17 protein-coding genes are annotated in these 15,031 nt (G+C 71.1%); 9 read left to right on the top strand and 8 right to left on the bottom strand.

The window, feature by feature from the left end; all coding sequences use genetic code 11:
• Positions 1–4: 4 nt before the first annotated feature.
• From ACWEOZ_RS29490 to ACWEOZ_RS29480, 3 genes are read right to left on the bottom strand one after another with little or no spacing between them, the layout of a single operon-like run.
• Positions 5–1,918 (bottom strand): tetratricopeptide repeat protein, encoded by a 1,914-nt coding sequence (locus ACWEOZ_RS29490; protein ID WP_451913925.1) that lies wholly within the window; start codon positions 1,916–1,918, stop codon positions 5–7.
• The gene (locus ACWEOZ_RS29485; RefSeq protein WP_451913924.1) at positions 1,915–2,346 is read right to left on the bottom strand and encodes an RIP homotypic interaction motif-containing protein; all 432 of its coding nucleotides are present in this window, start codon (positions 2,344–2,346) and stop codon (positions 1,915–1,917) included. The genes ACWEOZ_RS29490 and ACWEOZ_RS29485 overlap by 4 nt, the downstream gene beginning before the upstream one ends.
• A gap of 38 nt (positions 2,347–2,384) precedes the next feature.
• On the bottom strand, positions 2,385–2,975 hold the full coding sequence (locus ACWEOZ_RS29480; protein ID WP_451913923.1) for a CGNR zinc finger domain-containing protein: 591 nt from the start codon (positions 2,973–2,975) through the stop codon (positions 2,385–2,387).
• A gap of 81 nt (positions 2,976–3,056) precedes the next feature.
• Here ACWEOZ_RS29480 and ACWEOZ_RS29475 point away from each other — a divergent pair, with 81 nt between their 5' ends.
• The gene (locus tag ACWEOZ_RS29475; protein WP_451913922.1) at positions 3,057–4,007 is read left to right on the top strand and encodes a pyridoxamine 5'-phosphate oxidase family protein; all 951 of its coding nucleotides are present in this window, start codon (positions 3,057–3,059) and stop codon (positions 4,005–4,007) included.
• On the top strand, positions 4,004–4,465 hold the full coding sequence (locus ACWEOZ_RS29470) for a nuclear transport factor 2 family protein (RefSeq protein ID WP_451913921.1): 462 nt from the start codon (positions 4,004–4,006) through the stop codon (positions 4,463–4,465). The genes ACWEOZ_RS29475 and ACWEOZ_RS29470 overlap by 4 nt, the downstream gene beginning before the upstream one ends.
• Positions 4,466–5,330: 865 nt before the next feature.
• On the opposite strand, the gene ACWEOZ_RS29465 is transcribed toward ACWEOZ_RS29470, so the two are convergent.
• Complete coding sequence (locus ACWEOZ_RS29465; protein WP_451913920.1) at positions 5,331–6,227, bottom strand: LysR family transcriptional regulator; 897 nt, start codon at positions 6,225–6,227, stop codon at positions 5,331–5,333.
• A 91-nt stretch (positions 6,228–6,318) separates the two neighbouring features.
• On the opposite strand from ACWEOZ_RS29465, the gene ACWEOZ_RS29460 reads away from it, so the two are divergent.
• Together ACWEOZ_RS29460 and ACWEOZ_RS29455 are read left to right on the top strand one after the other, a co-directional pair.
• Positions 6,319–7,140, top strand: coding sequence for an SDR family NAD(P)-dependent oxidoreductase (locus ACWEOZ_RS29460; protein WP_451913919.1), 822 nt, complete (start codon positions 6,319–6,321; stop codon positions 7,138–7,140).
• A gap of 82 nt (positions 7,141–7,222) precedes the next feature.
• The gene (locus tag ACWEOZ_RS29455; protein WP_451913918.1) at positions 7,223–8,041 is read left to right on the top strand and encodes a ThuA domain-containing protein; all 819 of its coding nucleotides are present in this window, start codon (positions 7,223–7,225) and stop codon (positions 8,039–8,041) included.
• A gap of 21 nt (positions 8,042–8,062) precedes the next feature.
• Here the strand turns inward: ACWEOZ_RS29455 and ACWEOZ_RS29450 are convergent, their stop codons facing one another.
• Entirely contained in the window at positions 8,063–8,488 is a 426-nt protein-coding gene (locus ACWEOZ_RS29450; protein WP_451913917.1) for an MmcQ/YjbR family DNA-binding protein, read from the bottom strand.
• Between the two features lie 9 nt (positions 8,489–8,497).
• Complete coding sequence (locus ACWEOZ_RS29445; RefSeq protein ID WP_451913916.1) at positions 8,498–9,133, bottom strand: TetR/AcrR family transcriptional regulator; 636 nt, start codon at positions 9,131–9,133, stop codon at positions 8,498–8,500.
• Between the two features lie 56 nt (positions 9,134–9,189).
• On the opposite strand from ACWEOZ_RS29445, the gene ACWEOZ_RS29440 reads away from it, so the two are divergent.
• Together ACWEOZ_RS29440 and ACWEOZ_RS29435 are read left to right on the top strand one after the other, a co-directional pair.
• Positions 9,190–9,573 carry a VOC family protein gene (locus ACWEOZ_RS29440; protein WP_451913915.1) on the top strand — a complete coding sequence of 128 codons (384 nt, stop codon included), beginning with the start codon at positions 9,190–9,192 and terminating at the stop codon, positions 9,571–9,573.
• A 15-nt stretch (positions 9,574–9,588) separates the two neighbouring features.
• Positions 9,589–10,416, top strand: a complete 828-nt coding sequence (locus tag ACWEOZ_RS29435) for an alpha/beta fold hydrolase (protein WP_451913914.1) — start codon at positions 9,589–9,591, stop codon at positions 10,414–10,416.
• On the opposite strand, the gene ACWEOZ_RS29430 is transcribed toward ACWEOZ_RS29435, so the two are convergent.
• Together ACWEOZ_RS29430 and ACWEOZ_RS29425 are read right to left on the bottom strand one after the other, a co-directional pair.
• A complete protein-coding gene (locus tag ACWEOZ_RS29430) occupies positions 10,417–10,614 on the bottom strand; it encodes a hypothetical protein (protein ID WP_451913913.1) in 198 nt (65 codons plus the stop codon). It lies immediately after the preceding gene.
• 72 nt (positions 10,615–10,686) lie between these two features.
• On the bottom strand, positions 10,687–11,307 hold the full coding sequence (locus ACWEOZ_RS29425; protein ID WP_451913912.1) for a TetR/AcrR family transcriptional regulator: 621 nt from the start codon (positions 11,305–11,307) through the stop codon (positions 10,687–10,689).
• A 112-nt stretch (positions 11,308–11,419) separates the two neighbouring features.
• On the opposite strand from ACWEOZ_RS29425, the gene ACWEOZ_RS29420 reads away from it, so the two are divergent.
• The 3 genes from ACWEOZ_RS29420 to ACWEOZ_RS29410 all read left to right on the top strand — a co-directional run.
• Positions 11,420–12,538 (top strand): FAD-dependent oxidoreductase, encoded by a 1,119-nt coding sequence (locus ACWEOZ_RS29420; protein WP_451913911.1) that lies wholly within the window; start codon positions 11,420–11,422, stop codon positions 12,536–12,538.
• 176 nt (positions 12,539–12,714) lie between these two features.
• Entirely contained in the window at positions 12,715–14,439 is a 1,725-nt protein-coding gene (locus ACWEOZ_RS29415) for a cellulose binding domain-containing protein (protein WP_451913910.1), read from the top strand.
• Positions 14,436–15,031 (top strand): non-reducing end alpha-L-arabinofuranosidase family hydrolase (locus tag ACWEOZ_RS29410; RefSeq protein WP_451913909.1); only part of this gene is annotated, 596 nt, incomplete at its 3' end. The genes ACWEOZ_RS29415 and ACWEOZ_RS29410, both read left to right, overlap by 4 nt.

Here is a 15,031-nt window from a genome sequence, read left to right as displayed (position 1 = left end):
CCGATCAGGCTTCGTGGCCGCGCAGCAGTGACGCGATCTCCGTGGTCTGCGGATGGTCGTCGCCCAGGACGCGCCGGCGGTCGCGGAGGACCTGTTCCCACAGCTCGATCGCTTCGTCCGGCCGGCCGGCCGTGCGGTAGGCGTACGCCAGATCGCTGCGGCTGGACAGGGTGTCCGGGTGGTCGTCGCCGAGCACCCGGCGCCGGTCGGCGAGGACCTGCTGGAACAGGTGGATCGCCGCGGCCACCCGCCCGGCCAGGTGATACGCGTAGGCCAGGTCGTAGCGGTTGGCCAGCGTGTCCGGGTGCTCGTCGCCGAGGACGCGCCGGGAATCGGTGACGAGCTGCTCGAACAGGTCGACGGCCTCGGCCACCCGCCCCGCCGCCAGGTAGGCGCCGGCCAGGTTGTTGCGGCTGACCAGGGTGTCCGGATGGTCGTCGCCGAGCACCCGGCGCCGGCTCGCGCGGGCCTGCTCGAACAGGTCGATCGCTTCGGCCAGGCGTCCGGCCGCCCGGTACGCGAACGCGAGGTCGTTGCGGCTGGCCAGGGTGTCGGGGTGGTCGTCGCCGAGCACGCGTTGCCGGTCGGCGCCGACCTGCTCGAACAGCTCGACCGCGGCCGAAACCTGGCCCTGGGACTGCCGGTAGACCGCTGCCTGGTCGTTGACGTCCATCAGGTCGGTGTTGCTGTGGGCCGGACCGGCGTGCCGGGTCAGCGCGTCGATGTGCGGCAGCAGCTGATTCCAGCGGGGCCAGCCGGCGACATTCGTCAGCGGAGCATCCGGTATCGCCGCCCGCACCATCGAGACGGCGGCAGCCGCGTCCTGTTCCTCCCGGACCACCGCCTGCACCAGCCGGTGCACACTCACCTCGCCCGTCCGGCGGTTGATCAGACTGAAGGACACCAGCACCGCGAGCGCGTCGCCGGTCGCGACCGGATCGGCCGGCGGCGGGGACAACACCTCCACGGGTACGGCGTCAGGGCCGAGCCAGGCCAGCACGCGCAGCACCCGCACAGCCAGCGGCGACCGCCCGGCGACCGCGTCCATGCCGGCCCGCCAGATGGTGGCCACCGTCCGCCGCGTCGAGTCCCCCTCGCCCGGGTCGGCCGCGACCAGCGCGAACCGGTCGGTCAGCAACCGGACGTAGTCGTCGAAACCGAGGCCTTCGTGCTGGCTCACGTACCCCGCGGCCTGCTCCAGCGCCAGCGGAAGATCGCCCAGCGCGGCCGCCAGCCGGCCGGCGCCGTCGCGGTCGTCCAGCCCGGTCAGCCGCTGCAGCAGCTGCACACTCGCCGACCTGTCCAACACGCCGAGCCGCAACGGCGCCAACCCGAGCCGGGCCCACCGGGCCGTACCGAGATCGCGCCGGGTGGTCACCACCACCCGGCCCCGCCCGGCCACCTGGGCCAGCAGCGGCTCGATGTCGGCGACGTCCTCCACGTTGTCCAGCACCAGCAACCAGTCGCGATGGGTCTGCAGCCAGCCCAGCGCCCACGAACGCGCGTCCGCCAGCGTCGCCACCGGATGCAACCGGCTCGTCAACGCGGCCAGACCGAGCTGCACGTCGGCCGCGGTGTCCGCGGCGATCCACCACACGAGCGAGTGCCGGGCCCGGAACGCCCGCGCATAGTGCACCGCCAGCTCGGACTTCCCGACACCACCCAGCCCGAGCACCGCCGCCTGACCCGCACCGCGAGCCAGCACGTCGTCCAGCGCGGCGACGTCCCGTCCCTCGAACACCGCCGACGCGGGCGGCAGATTGTCCAGCCCCGGCGGGGCATCCACGGTGTCCGGCGTGACTGCCGCCGTACCGGCCAGCGAGATGACGTTGTGGACGTTGCCGGTGCCGACCTGCACGTTGGCCGAGCCGGTGACCGTGACGCCGCCGGCGGGCGGCTGCCCGGCCGGGCCGGTCATCGCGCCGGCGGCGGCTGGTGGACGGACAGGACGTTGTGGTCGCCGACCTGCACCCCGGTCGAGTTGGTCACGGTAACGGTGAAGGTGTCCCCGCGTACGGGGGAGGCCGCGACCATCGCCGCGATCTCCTCGGCCAGCTCGGCGTCTTCCGACAGCGCGCGTTTCACCTGGGCGTACACGGCGGCGGCGAACGCCTCGTCGTCCGGATTCTCGCCCAGGTCGGTCACCGCGGCCCCGACCTGCGCCGCGCGCGGCGATGTCAGCAGCCGGCCCAGCAGCCGCCGCCCGGCCCCCACGGTCGCGTTCGCCGCGGCGTCGGTGCCCTGCTCGGTGGCCTTGCTGACCACCGCGCTGCCGTACGCCCCGGCCGCCGCCGACAGGAGCGGCACGACGGTGCCCGCGAGCTCGCCCACTTCGATCATGGTCACGCCTTCCTCACCGGATGCAACGACATATACCAGACCAGTCACAGTGGATCACGGGTCGAACGCGTGGACCGGACCGTCCGGTAATGGCGGGCCGCGCGGACGCGATTGCCGCACGCGACCGAGCACCATTCGCGGCGTGGGTGCGTCTTGGCGAAGTAGAGCACGCAGCCGGGCGCGAGGCAGGCCCGCAGCATCGAACCGCTGGTCAGCAGCTGCTGGGCCGCGGCGGCCACCTCGGCGAGGCCGGCGGTCACCGGTGAGGCCGCGGATCCGGCGGCCAGTTCGAGGTCTGCCTCGTGCATCACCAGCTGGGGGACCGGAAGCTCCCGCACGACTGCGTTCACAGTCTCGAGGGCCTGTCGGACGTCCGGCCCGGCCGAGGCTGCCGCGGGGCGGTCGTCGCCGGTCACGAAGGCGGCCAGCCGGCGGACGGAATCGCGCAGCGCCCGCGCGCGGCGGAACTCGGCGCGCGTCGCCGCCACGCCATGGCGGGCCACCCCGATCGCGTCGAGCCACTCGTCGAGATCCGGTGGCCCGGCGAGGTCGTCGTGCACCCCGTCGGTGTCGGCCCAGATCGTCGCCATCAGGCGGATCGGGACCGGCTCGTCGGGAAGCATCCAGGTGCGCACCGCGGAAATCTATCACGGATGAAACGGCTTGCATCCGTTAGAACAACGGAGTACAACTGGCCACCTGGGAAGGGGCTCACGATGACTGCGGCTCACCAGCTCGCCGACGCGGGCTTCCACGGCGGCGAGCTCGCCGTGCAGCGCCAGGCCGGCGTACGGCAGGACGCCGCCCGCCTCTCACGCATGCTGGCACCGGCGGAGCTGTCCGGCGGCATCGCCGGCTTCCTCGCCGCGCGCACCCTGCTGGTCATCACCGGCCGGAACGCGGCCGGCCGGCTCTGGACCTCCCCGCTGGCCGGCCCGGCCGGGTTCCTCGAGGTCCGCTCCGACACCGAGCTGGCCGTCCACCGCGGGGTCCCGGCTGATGACCCGCTGCACGGCATCAACGCCGGACAGCGCCTCGGCACGACCAGCCTCGACTTCGCCCTGCGCCGCCGGGTACGGCTCAACGGCACCCTCACGGCCGCCACCGATGATCTGCTGATCGTCGACGTCGAGCAGGCGTACGGCAACTGCCCGCAGTACATTCAGCAGCGGCTGCTCACCCCGGCCGGCTCCACCCCGGAGACGCCATTCGATGTGCGCCGCGGTGCCACGTTCGAGCCCGCTGACCTGGACGTCATCCGCTCGGCCGACACTTTCTTCCTCGGCACCGTGCACCCGCAGCGAGGCGCCGACGCATCCCACCGTGGCGGGCCGCCCGGCTTCGTCCGCGTCGACGAGCGCGGCCTGTGGTGGCCGGACTATCCCGGCAACAACATGTTCAACAGCCTCGGCAACCTGGCCGTCAGCCCGGAGGCCGCGCTGCTGTTCGCCGACTTCACCACCGGTGTCACCCTGCAGCTGTCCGGAACGGCCCGGGTCGAGTGGGGCGAGGCCGGACGACCCGGGGACGACGGGCGCAGCGGCCGCATCGTCCGCTTCGACCTCGACCAGCTCGTCGCCGCGCGCCGAGCTTCGTTGCGGGAGTCCGCCCACCGCCCGTACCCGCACAATCCGGCGCTGACCGACCGAGAGGACCGATCCCGATGACCGAGGCCCGACCGCCGTTCCCGCCGTACGACCTGGCGGCCGCCCGGCAGAAGGTCCAGGCGGCCGAGGACGCCTGGAACACCCGTGACCCCGCCCGGGTCGCCGCCGCCTACACGTCCGACTCGCAGTGGCGTAACCGCGACGTGCACTTCACCGGCCGCCCGGCGATCATCGAATTCCTGACCGCCAAATGGGAACGCGAGCAGGACTACGCGCTCCGCAAGTCGCTGTGGGCCTTCCACGACAACCGCATCGCGGTGCGCTTCCAGTACGAATGGCACGACACCGCGGGCCAGTGGTGGCGCAGCTACGGCAACGAACTGTGGGAATTCGCCCCGAACGGCCTGATGAGCCGGCGCGAGGCCTCCATCAACGACCACCCCATCAACGAGGCGGAACGCCGCATCACCGGCCCCCGCCCGGAATCCGACCACGGCCTCGACATCCCGATCTGGTGATCGGGGACGGCCGTGGCCCGTTCGCCCGCAGGTCGCGCAGCGAGTTCGCCGCGCTTCGGGCGAACAGCAGGAGGACGACGAAATTGGCACCCAGCAAAAGTGTCAGCAGCGCGTCCGACGGCCGATAGCGCTCTCCGAGCAGAGGAAACGCCAGGGACGCGCCGCCGGCCCCGAAAGTGGTGAGCAGAACGACAACGGCGGGCACCAACCTCGGGGCGCAATCTCGCCGGCCGCAATCGTCGTACCCGGATCGCGCCGTACGACGCGACGATCAGCACCGCGATCAGAATCAGGCCGACAACAACGGGAATCACAAGCGGCGGGCGGCTACCGCACGTCGGTTCGCAGCGCACGGCGACGGCGGTCATCGTGGCCATCGTGGCGTAGCTCAGTACCCAGACAGGACCGCCGGCAGCCACGACATACACGCTGACGCGGCCGATGTCCGCCAGCGCCGGGCGCTGGAGAAAGATGATCGCCAGGGTGTAGAAGAGCAACAGCACCGATGTGCCGAACGGAAGGCCGTAGACGATCGCCGCCAGCGCGGCACTTCCTGTCGCCTTCGGAGCGCCTGCCAGCACGGCGTACGAAGCGGCACACAGAATCAGCGCGGCGACAGCGGCGGTCAGGTTGGCGGCAACCGCCTGATCCCCGGTATCTCGGAACTCCTTGCTCGCGCGGGTCAGGTAGAGCAGAAGGGCGGCGAACGCGATTCCGGCAAGGACACCCGCGAGCTGCGAGTAGAGGCCGGCAGTCTCGCCGCCGTCAAACGGCTCGAGAGCCGAAGTCACCGTCATCAACAGCCTTCCGTTACTGGCCTGGACGGCAGAACGGTAAGGCGATGACCCAAACGAGTGACTGCTGATCAGCTACCGATGAGGTGGGTCTGTGCTGATCGACGGAACTCGGCGACAAGGGGATTGGTGTCCTCGCGCCGGGTGGCGACCACGACGTGGCACGGTTCGATTCCTTCGACCGCGCCGGTGACGAGGTCGTTCCGGGCGGTCACGCGGGGGTCGTTCGCCGCTACGAGGGCGACCGCCTGTCCGTCCGCGACGGCTTCGAGCTTGTCCTCGATGGCGTCAGCGGGCATCGCCGCCAGCGGGGCGCCGCCCTGGTCCGGGCGCGGTTCGAGCCGCCAGAATCCCGTCCAGGCCGTGGGCGCCCCGGCGCAGGCCACCATCGGCTCGTCGGTGAAGTCGGCCAGGGCGACGACCTCCTTCCCGGCCAGGCGATGGGACGCCGGCAGCACCAGCACGCGTGGCTCCTCGTAGAGCACGGTGAGGTCGAGGTCGTCGGCCGGGATCGGGAGGGGCGTACGGACGACCAGCGCGTCGACCCGGCCGTCGGGCAGCGCGCGGGTCTCGTTCCAGTTCAGGTGGCGGGTGCGGACGTGCGCGCCGGGGTGGCGGCGGCGCAGGTCGCGGACCGCGGCGGTGATGCTGAGGTCCTCGACGTAGCCGATGGTGATCGTGCGTGGTGGCGCGGCGTCCCGGGCGGCGCGCACGGCCTGGCCGGCCTGCTGCACCAGGGTCTGGGCCCGGGGCAGGAAGGCCTCACCCGCGGCGGTGAGCCTGCTGCCCTGGGTGGTGCGCTCCAGCAGCCGTACGCCCAGAGCGTCCTCGAGCCGTTGCAGCTGGCGGCTCAGTGACGGCTGGGCGACGTGCAGGGCCTCCGCGGCGCGGGCGAAGGTGCCGTGCTCGGCCAGTGCCGTGAAGTAGCGGACCAGCCGCAGGTCCAGGTCCGGTACGCCGTCGGCCATCTCAGCAGCGTACTCGTTATGTCGTTCCGGTATGACGGGGTGCGGAACGGGTCTTGGACGACGCCGCCCGGCGCGCGGGAGGTTGGGTGCCATGACCGTTGACTACCGCGCCCAGACCGTCCTGCTCACCGGGGCCAGCTCCGGGATCGGAGCCGCTTTCGCCACGGCGCTGGCGGCGCGCGGCTCGAACCTCGTACTCGTCGCGCGCCGGGCCGGGCGGCTGACGGCAATGGCGGACGAGCTGCACCGCACTCACGGCGTACGGGTGGAGGCCGTTCCGTTCGATCTCGGGCACCCGGCCGCCGGCAGCGAGCTCCGCCAGGCTGTCGCCGACCGGGGTGTCGCCGTCACCAGCCTCATCAACAACGCGGCCTTCGGCACCTTCGCCCGGTTCGCCGACGCCGATCCCGGCCGCCTGGCCGAGGAGATCGCCGTCGACGTGGCGGCACCGGTCCAGCTCACCGCCGCGTTCCTGCCGCAGCTGCTGAGCGCCGCCAACGGTTTCATCATCAATGTCGCCGGCGTCTCCGCCTACTTCCCGTCACCGCGGATGGCCGTCTACAGCGCCGGTAAGGCCTTCGTGCTGAGCTTCACCGAGTCCCTCTGGACGGAGTTGCGGGGCACGGGACTCACCACGTTCGCCGTCTCGCCCGGCGCCACCGATACGGATTTCACCACCGGGATGGGCCCGGGCGCCGGCGTGCTGACCTCGGGCCGGATGCGGACGCCCGGTGATGTCGTCGCCACCGCGCTGGCCCACCTCGAACGCCGCGACCCGGGCCCGGGCGTGGTCGACGGACGGTCCAATCAGCTCGGTGTGATCATGAGCCGGCTCGCGAGCCGGCGCCGGAGCGCCCTGCTGATGGACCGCGTCCTCGACCCGGACCGCCGGGCGAAGACCATCGCGGGCTGACTGCCACGCCTTCCCCGGGTGCGGTCCGAGTCATACCCTTCGATGGGAGCCCGGTACGCGCGCACAACGCTGAGGAGGGGTCATGAAAGTCGTGGTCAGGTTCGTGGTGGCGGTCGTGCTGGCCGTGGGACTCGCAGGGGCGGCCGGGTCGGCTGCGGCGGCGTCGCCCGGGCATCAGAGATTCAATGCGCTCGTCTTCTCCAAGACCGCGGCGTTCCGGCACGACTCGATCCCGGCCGGGGTGGCCGCGATCCAGCGGCTCGGCGCCCGGCATCACTTCCGGGTCGACGCGACCGAGGACGCCGCGGCGTTCACCGACCGGAACCTCGCCCGGTACGACGTCGTGGTGTTCCTGAGCACCACCGGCGACGTCCTCGACGAGGCGCAGCAGGGCGCGTTCGAGCGTTACATCCGCGCCGGTGGGGGCTACATGGGCATCCATGCCGCCTCCGACACCGAGTACGACTGGGCCTGGTACGGCGGCCTGGTCGGCGCCTACTTCCGTGACCACCCGGGCGCGGTCAACCCGCAGTTCCAGGTGGCCACCATCAAGGTTCTCGGCCACGACACCGCGGCCACCCGCCCGTTGCCGCGCCGCTGGGAGCGCGAGGAGGAGTGGTACAACTTCCGCACCAACCCGCGGCACACCGTCCGGGTCCTCGCCGAAGTGGACGAACGGACCTACGACCCGCGCGGCTACAGCGTCCCGGGCGGTTCGCCGGGGATGGGCCGGCACCACCCGATCTCCTGGTGCCAGCCGTACGACGGCGGCCGCGCCTTCTACACCGCGCTGGGGCACAAGGCCGAGTACTACAACGAGCCGCTGCTGCTCGACCACCTGCTCGGCGGGATCCGGATGGCGGCCGGCGTGACCAGGTTCAACTGCGGCCGCGAGGACTGAGCAAGGCGCAGCCGCTCCGGGTCACTGCTCGGAGCGGCTGCTCAACCAGGCGGTCCGGCGCCGCTGGGAGGCCCGCGACAGCCAGGCGTCCTGGATCACCTCGGCCAGCTCCGTACGGCTGAGCTCGCCGAGCCGGCTCGCCCGGATCAGCACCGACGGGTGGCCGTTGAAGTGCGGAGTCGTGAAGAAGGGCGTCGTCTCGTCCTGGACGAGCGCCTGCTTGTCCGCGTCCGACTCCACCCAGAAGACGATCACGTCGGGGTAGCGCTCGCCGGTCTCCGGGTCCACCGCGTCGGGGCGCGGGTTGCGGAAGAAGACGAACGACTTGCCGCCCACCTGATAGACCGCGTTGTCCGCCGCCGGGTCGTGGACGGTGACGTGCGGCATCGCCGAGGCGAGTTCGTGGACGTCCTCGACGCACGCGGGACGATCGGCCGGGTCGGGCACCGCCCCAGTTTAGGGTGCGAGCAGTGCGGCTGTGAGCACAGCGGCCGTTCGTTCCTGCCACTGGTCGGGGGTCCACCCGCAGACGTCGGTGAACTGCAGGTACGTCTCGACGTTGCTGAGGACGAAGGCGAGGTCACGGGCCTGCTCGACGTCGAGCCCGGGCCGGAGGGCGCCCTGCTCGGCGAGCAGCTCCGCGAGGAAGCCGTGGGCCGCCCGCGTCTGGGCCTGGTTGGTGTCCCACTGGGCGGCCACCTCGGGGTCCGTCCCGGTGGCTCCGCGCAGGACCCGCATGAGCGGGACGATCCGGTCGAGGATGGTCCGGCCGGTGATCAGCCACAACTCGATGATCCGGACCGGATCGGTCTCCTGCCGGATCTCCTGCACCCAGGGCCGGTCCATCAGCGGCACGGGGTCGTCGTCGCCCACCGCGGCGACGTCCAGCGCCTCCTTGAGCAGCGTGCGCTTGTTGCCGAAGTGGAAGTACACGGTCTGGACCGCGACACCGGCCTGCTCGGCCACCTGATCGAGCAGCGTCGCGCCGTAGCCGTGCGACACGAACTGCGCCGCGGCGGCCGCGATGATGCGCCGGCGCGTCGCCTTCGCTTGCTCGGCCCGGCTGACGCGGGGCTTGACAGATCTCGTCACACGCTAGAGCCTACTCTAGTGAATTACTAGAGCCGACTCTAACGAGTGGGGATGAGATGCCCGACCTGTCCGGCTTCCACCACGTCAAGCTCCCCGTTTCCGACCTGACCCGCAGCCGCGAGTGGTACTCGTCCGTGCTCGGCCTGCGGGTCGAGATCGAATTCGTCGAGGACGGCACCCTGCGGGGCCTGGCCCTGGCCGACGCGAGCGGCCGGACGCGCTTGGCGCTCCGGCTCGATCCCGTACGGGCGGAGGCGCTGGCCGGCTTCGACCCGGTCGCGCTCGAGGTGCCGGAACGCGCGGACGTCGAGGCCTGGCGGCGTCGGCTGGACGACCTGGGTCAGCCGCACGGCGGCATCGTCACCGGCCACAAAGGTGGGTCGGTCCTGGTCGGGCTGCACGACCCCGATGGCCTCGAAATCCGGCTCTACGCCGCCTGAACGGGAGGAACGATCATGATCAACGCTTACGCCGAGCTCACCCGGACGATCGTCGACGGCGCCGAGGTGGCCTACACCGACTCGGGCGGCGACGGCGAACCGCTGCTGCTGATCCACGGCGGCGGGCTCGCCGACTGGCTCACGCCACTGGCCGCGGCCCCCGGGCTGACGGGCCACCGGGTGATCCGCATGGTCCGCGCGGGCTACACCGGCGGCCCGCTGCCGGCCGGTCTGACGGTGGCTGACCACGCCCGCCACGCCGCCACCCTGCTGCGGCAGCTGGATGCCGCGCCCGCCCACGTCGTCGCCCACTCGTCGGGCTCGACCATCGCCCTCCAGCTGGCCGTGGACGATCCCGCTGCCGTCCGTACGCTCGCTCTCTGCGAACCTCCGCTGGTCGACGCCCTGGCCGACCCGGCCGACCGGGATGCCCTGCACGCCGCCTTCGGACCGGTGATGGGAACAGCGATGGCCGCGACCGCCCAGGGCGACCACGCGACCGCCTTCGACGCTTTCATGGCGCTGGTGTGCGGGCCGGACTACCGGGCGGTGATGAACGACGTGCTCGGGGCCGGCCTCGTCGACGACGCGGCGGACCACAGCGGGGCCTTCTTCACCGGCGAGCTCCCGGCGGTGGGTGCGTGGACGTTCGATCCGGCGGTGACCCGGCCGGTCCTGCTCATCCAGGGCGCCGACAGCCCGCCGCCGGTGCACCGGCTGGTCGCCCATCTCGCCGGGCTGCTCCCGGAATCAACGGTCGTCACTGTGGACCACGCCGGCCATCTGATGCCGCTGACCGCGCCGGCCGAACTCGCCACCGTGGTCGGGCGTTTCGCGAGGTGACTAGCCGGCCCGGCGGTCGCGGCGCGGGCGCTTGAGCACGAGCACCCCGCCGACGACCAGCACGATGCCGAGGACGATCCCGATGAGATCGGCGCGGACCACGCTGGACACGGTCATCAGCACGCCGATGACGACCGCCGCCACGGCGACGTACTGCAGGATGTAGACGGCGACCGACTTGCCCGTGATATCCACCATGGACGGTTTGCTACCCGGCGGGCCGATCCGTGAAACGGCAGGCGCCGCGGGTTCCGCGCAGTCCGGATGAGGTCACCGGTGTGCCCGCGCCGACACGCCGTACTCGATCGCATCGAAGGCCTGGTTCAACCGTTGCCGGTGGGCCGCCGCGACGTCGGCGAGATCGTCGCCGGCGAGCCGGCGCCGGACGGTCGCGACCGCGACGATCCGGTACGCCGCGACGACGAGCGCCGCGAGGAGCGCACTGTCGCCGGAGAAGCGCTCGTCGGCGGCCAGCTCCTCGGTCAGCGCGGCCTCGATCTCGTGCTCGAAGACCCGGAGCCGGGCGATCAGCGTCGGCGCCTCCACGACGATCCGCAGGAACGGTTCGATGCCCTCGTCCAGGGCGGACAGCCCGTGCCGTTCCTCGGCCAGCGTGAGCAGCGTCCGCCGGATCGCCTCGACCGCGCTGACCTCGTCCGCCCGCTCGCGCACCGCCGCCCGCGCGATCTCGACCACGTCGGGCAGCCGATCGAGCAGCAGGTCCTCCTTGCGGTCGAAGTGCTTGAAGACGGTCACCTTGGACACGCCCGCCGCGGCGGCGACCTCGACGATCGTGACGTCGTCGAAGCCCCGGTCGAGGAACAGCCCGGTGGCGACGTCGGCGATGTGGGCCCGGGTCTTCGACCCACCACGGTCTCCCCGATTGGGCATGGACACGACTCCTCAGCGGTGTTAGCCTTACCCGGTAAACTTACTTGGTAAGCACACCGAGTACCTCGCCCCAGACGGTAGCGGGGTGAGCCACCACCGTTCAGGAGCCCCCGTGCCCACTTCCGTAACGATCATCGGCGCCGGTCTCGGCGGCCTCATGCTGGCCCGCGTCCTGCATGTGCACGGCATCTCCGCGACCGTCTACGAGGGGGAGGTCGCGCCGACCGCGCGCGCCCAGGGCGGCCTGCTCGACATCCATGACGACAACGGCCAGCCGGCTCTGCGGGAGGCCGGCCTGATCGATCAGTTCCGCGGCCTGGTCCTCGAGGGCCGCCAGGCGAGCCGGTTCCTCGACCGGGACGGGACCGTCCTGGCCGAGCAGAGCGACGACGGTACGGGCGGACGCCCCGAGATCCTCCGTGGTGACCTGCGCCGGATGCTGCTCGACTCCCTCCCGGCCGGCAGCGTCACGTGGGGTCACCGGGTCACCGGCGTCGCCGCGCTCGGCGACGGACGGCACAAGGTGATCTTCGCCGACGGCACCTCGGTCGTGACGAGCCTCCTGGTCGGCGCGGACGGTGCCTGGTCCCGCGTCCGGCCGCTGCTGTCCGGAGCCACGCCTGAGTACACCGGCATGTCGGCGGTCGAGACCCACCTCTTCGACAGTGAGACCCGGCACCCCGCCACGGCGAAAGCGGTCGGCCAGGGAGCGATGTACGCCCTCGCGCCGGGCCGGGGCCTGCTGGCGCACCGGGAGCGGGGTGGCACCCTGCACAGCTACGTGTTCGTCACCGAGCCGCAGTCCTGGTTCGCCGCCATCGACTTCACCGACACCCCCGCGGCCGCTGCCCGGATCGCGCGGGAGTTCGACGGCTGGGCCCCGGAGCTGACCGCGCTGATCACCGACAGCGACACCCCGCTGGTTGCGCGGCCGCTCCACACCCTGCCCGCCGGGCACCGGTGGGATCGGGTGCCGGGGGTGACTCTGCTCGGCGACGCCGCCCACCTGGCCGCCCCGAACGGCGAAGGCGCCAATCTGGCCATGTACGACGGTTCGGAGCTGGCCCGGGCCATCGCCGCCCGTCCGCACGACATCGAAAGCGCCCTCACCGAATACGAGCAGGCGATGTTCGCGCGGAGCACCGAGGCCGCCGCCGAAGGCGCCCGAACCCATGAGCTGCTCTTCGGCCGGGGTGCGCCGTACGCCCTGCTCGGGATGGACGGCTCGTAATCGCCTCGGCAATGCGGCCGGACGGCTTCAATTCCAAAATATGTTATGTCGGCGCCATATCGCGAGTCGCGTCACCGCTATTCCCGCACGCCTTGACACCTATCGATATCCATATCAGAGTGGGAGCGCTCCCAACTGTTTCATCGATATTGCGTGTCGGGGTCAAGGAGACGTGGATGAGGAAATTCAGGCCGGCCACCACCGTGCTGGTCTCGGCCGCTGCCGCCCTTCTGGCGTCCGCCGCGGTCGTCGTGGCGCTGCCGGCCGGGGCGGCCGCCGCCGGTTGCTCGGTGAGCTATGTGGTCTCGTCGCAGTGGCAGGGCGGCTTCGGCGCCAACGTCACCATCACCAATCTCGGTGACGCGCTCTCCAACTGGTCGCTGACCTGGTCCTACAGCGCCGGGCAGACGGTGACCCAGGCGTGGAACACGACGCTGACCCAGAGCGGCGCCGCGGTCACCGCCAAGAACGTGAGCTACAACGGTTCCGTCCCCACCAACGGCACGGTCTCGTTCGGCTTCAACGGCGCGTCGGCCGGCAGCAACCCCGTCCCGACGGACTTCGCGGTCAACGGCTTCGTCTGCGGCGGCGGCCCAGTGCCCACCACGGCACCCACCACACCGCCCACGACGCCACCCACCACCGCACCGGCCGGCACGCCGGACATCACCGTGAACAGTGCCACCAGATACCAGACGATCGACGGGTTCGGGGCTGCCGTATCGATCTGGGGCGGCGCATGGTCCACCGCCGAGACCCAGACCCTGGTCGGGTCCGGCGCCGGCCAGCTCGGCCTGTCGATCGTGCGGACCGGCATCTCGCCGGTCTCCAGCGAGTGGTCGGCGCAGGTCAACGCCCTGAAAACGGCCAAGTCGTACGGCTCGAACGTGAAGATCCTCGCCTCGCCGTGGACGGCCCCGGCCGCGTGGAAGACGAACAACAGCCGGGTCAACGGCGGCAAGCTGAAGACCGACTACTACGACGACTATGCGAACCACCTGAACAGCTACGTCCAGTACATGAAGAACCAGGGCGTGGCCATCGACGTCACCTCGGTGCAGAACGAGCCCGACTGGCACCCGGACTACGACTCGATGGACTGGAGCGGCACCGAGCTGCGCACCTTCGTCCGCGACCAGGGCGCCAAGGTGCAGAACACCAAGCTCATGGTCGCCGAGGCGGTGAACATGAACTACAGCTACACCGATCCGACCCTGAACGACGCGAGCGCCCGGAACAACATCGGCTATGTCGGCGGCCACCTGTACGGCACCGAGGACGCGGGACGGCTGAAGCCGTACTCGCTGGCGGAGCAGTACAACAAGCCGGTGTGGATGACCGAGTGGAACTTCCACGAGGCCGACGGCAACGGCTCGAACATCTGGGGCAACCCCGGCAACCAGGCGGTCTGGAACGAGACTCTCGACGACATCATGCGCACCGTGCACAAGTCGATGGAGTCCAACTGGAACGCCTACATCTGGTGGTACGGCAAGCGTTACTACTCCTTCATCGGTGACGGCGAAGCGGCCTACGGCACCACCGCCGGAGTCCCGCTGAAACGCGGCTACGCGTTCTCGCAGTACGCCAAATACGTGCGCCCCGGTTATCAGCGGGTGGGCCTGACCAAGAGTGCCAAGGCCGCGCCGCTGGAAGTGACCGCTTATCAGGGCGGCGGCAAGACGACGCTGGTGATCCTCAACCGTTCGGCCGGCGCGGTCACCAATGCCGTACTCCAGGCCCCGCAGAACGTCACCAAGGCCGAGTACTACCTCACCTCGCAGAACGCCGACGCGGCCGGCCAGCCGACCAGCGTGAACGGGGGACAGGTCACCGTCAGTGTTCCCGCCCGCAGCATCTCCACCGTCGTGTTGACCCATCCCTCAGGAGTGAACCAGTGACCAGATCCAGATCGATCAGTGTCGGCTTGGCGTCGGCCGGTGCCGTCCTGCTGGCGTCGGCCGCGGTTGCCGTGGCGTTGCCCGCGGGTGCCGCGGCGGCGGGCTGCTCGGTGAACTACGCCGTGTCGTCGCAGTGGCAGGGCGGCTTCGGGGCCAGCGTCGCGATCACCAACCTGGGTGATCCGGTGTCCAGCTGGACGTTGACCTGGTCGTACGGCGCCGGCCAGACCGTGACGCAGGCGTGGAACACCACCCTGACCCAGAGCGGCGCCGCGGTGACCGCCAAGAACGTCAGCTACAACGGCGCACTCGCGACCAACGGCTCGGTGTCGTTCGGCTTCAACGGCTCGTGGACCGGCAGCAACCCCGTGCCGGCCAGCTTCGCGCTGAACGGGGTGACCTGCACCGGCGGCACGACCCCGACGACCCCGACGACCACGCCACCGGAGTCGCCGTCCCCGTCCCCGACCGTCTCGCCCTCGGCGCCAGGCGGCACGTGCACGCTGCCGTCGAGCTACCGCTGGTCGTCGACCGGCGCGCTGGCCAGTCCCAAGAACGGCTGGACGTCGCTGAAGGACTTCACCAACGTCGT

The organism is Actinoplanes sp. NPDC004185 (assembly GCF_053603475.1).
Note: the sequence above shows the minus strand (reverse complement) of the source record. Positions and strands in the feature narration are given on the sequence as shown.

Coding starts and splice junctions, on each gene's coding strand:
- ACWEOZ_RS29490 (WP_451913925.1), bottom strand. CDS start 1,918: ATGACCGGCCCGGCCGGGCAGCCGCCCGCCGGCGGCGTCACGGTCACC.
- ACWEOZ_RS29475 (WP_451913922.1), top strand. CDS start 3,057: ATGACTGCGGCTCACCAGCTCGCCGACGCGGGCTTCCACGGCGGCGAG.
- ACWEOZ_RS29470 (WP_451913921.1), top strand. CDS start 4,004: ATGACCGAGGCCCGACCGCCGTTCCCGCCGTACGACCTGGCGGCCGCC.
- ACWEOZ_RS29465 (WP_451913920.1), bottom strand. CDS start 6,227: ATGGCCGACGGCGTACCGGACCTGGACCTGCGGCTGGTCCGCTACTTC.
- ACWEOZ_RS29460 (WP_451913919.1), top strand. CDS start 6,319: ATGACCGTTGACTACCGCGCCCAGACCGTCCTGCTCACCGGGGCCAGC.
- ACWEOZ_RS29455 (WP_451913918.1), top strand. CDS start 7,223: ATGAAAGTCGTGGTCAGGTTCGTGGTGGCGGTCGTGCTGGCCGTGGGA.
- ACWEOZ_RS29440 (WP_451913915.1), top strand. CDS start 9,190: ATGCCCGACCTGTCCGGCTTCCACCACGTCAAGCTCCCCGTTTCCGAC.
- ACWEOZ_RS29435 (WP_451913914.1), top strand. CDS start 9,589: ATGATCAACGCTTACGCCGAGCTCACCCGGACGATCGTCGACGGCGCC.
- ACWEOZ_RS29430 (WP_451913913.1), bottom strand. CDS start 10,614: ATGGTGGATATCACGGGCAAGTCGGTCGCCGTCTACATCCTGCAGTAC.
- ACWEOZ_RS29425 (WP_451913912.1), bottom strand. CDS start 11,307: ATGCCCAATCGGGGAGACCGTGGTGGGTCGAAGACCCGGGCCCACATC.
- ACWEOZ_RS29415 (WP_451913910.1), top strand. CDS start 12,715: ATGAGGAAATTCAGGCCGGCCACCACCGTGCTGGTCTCGGCCGCTGCC.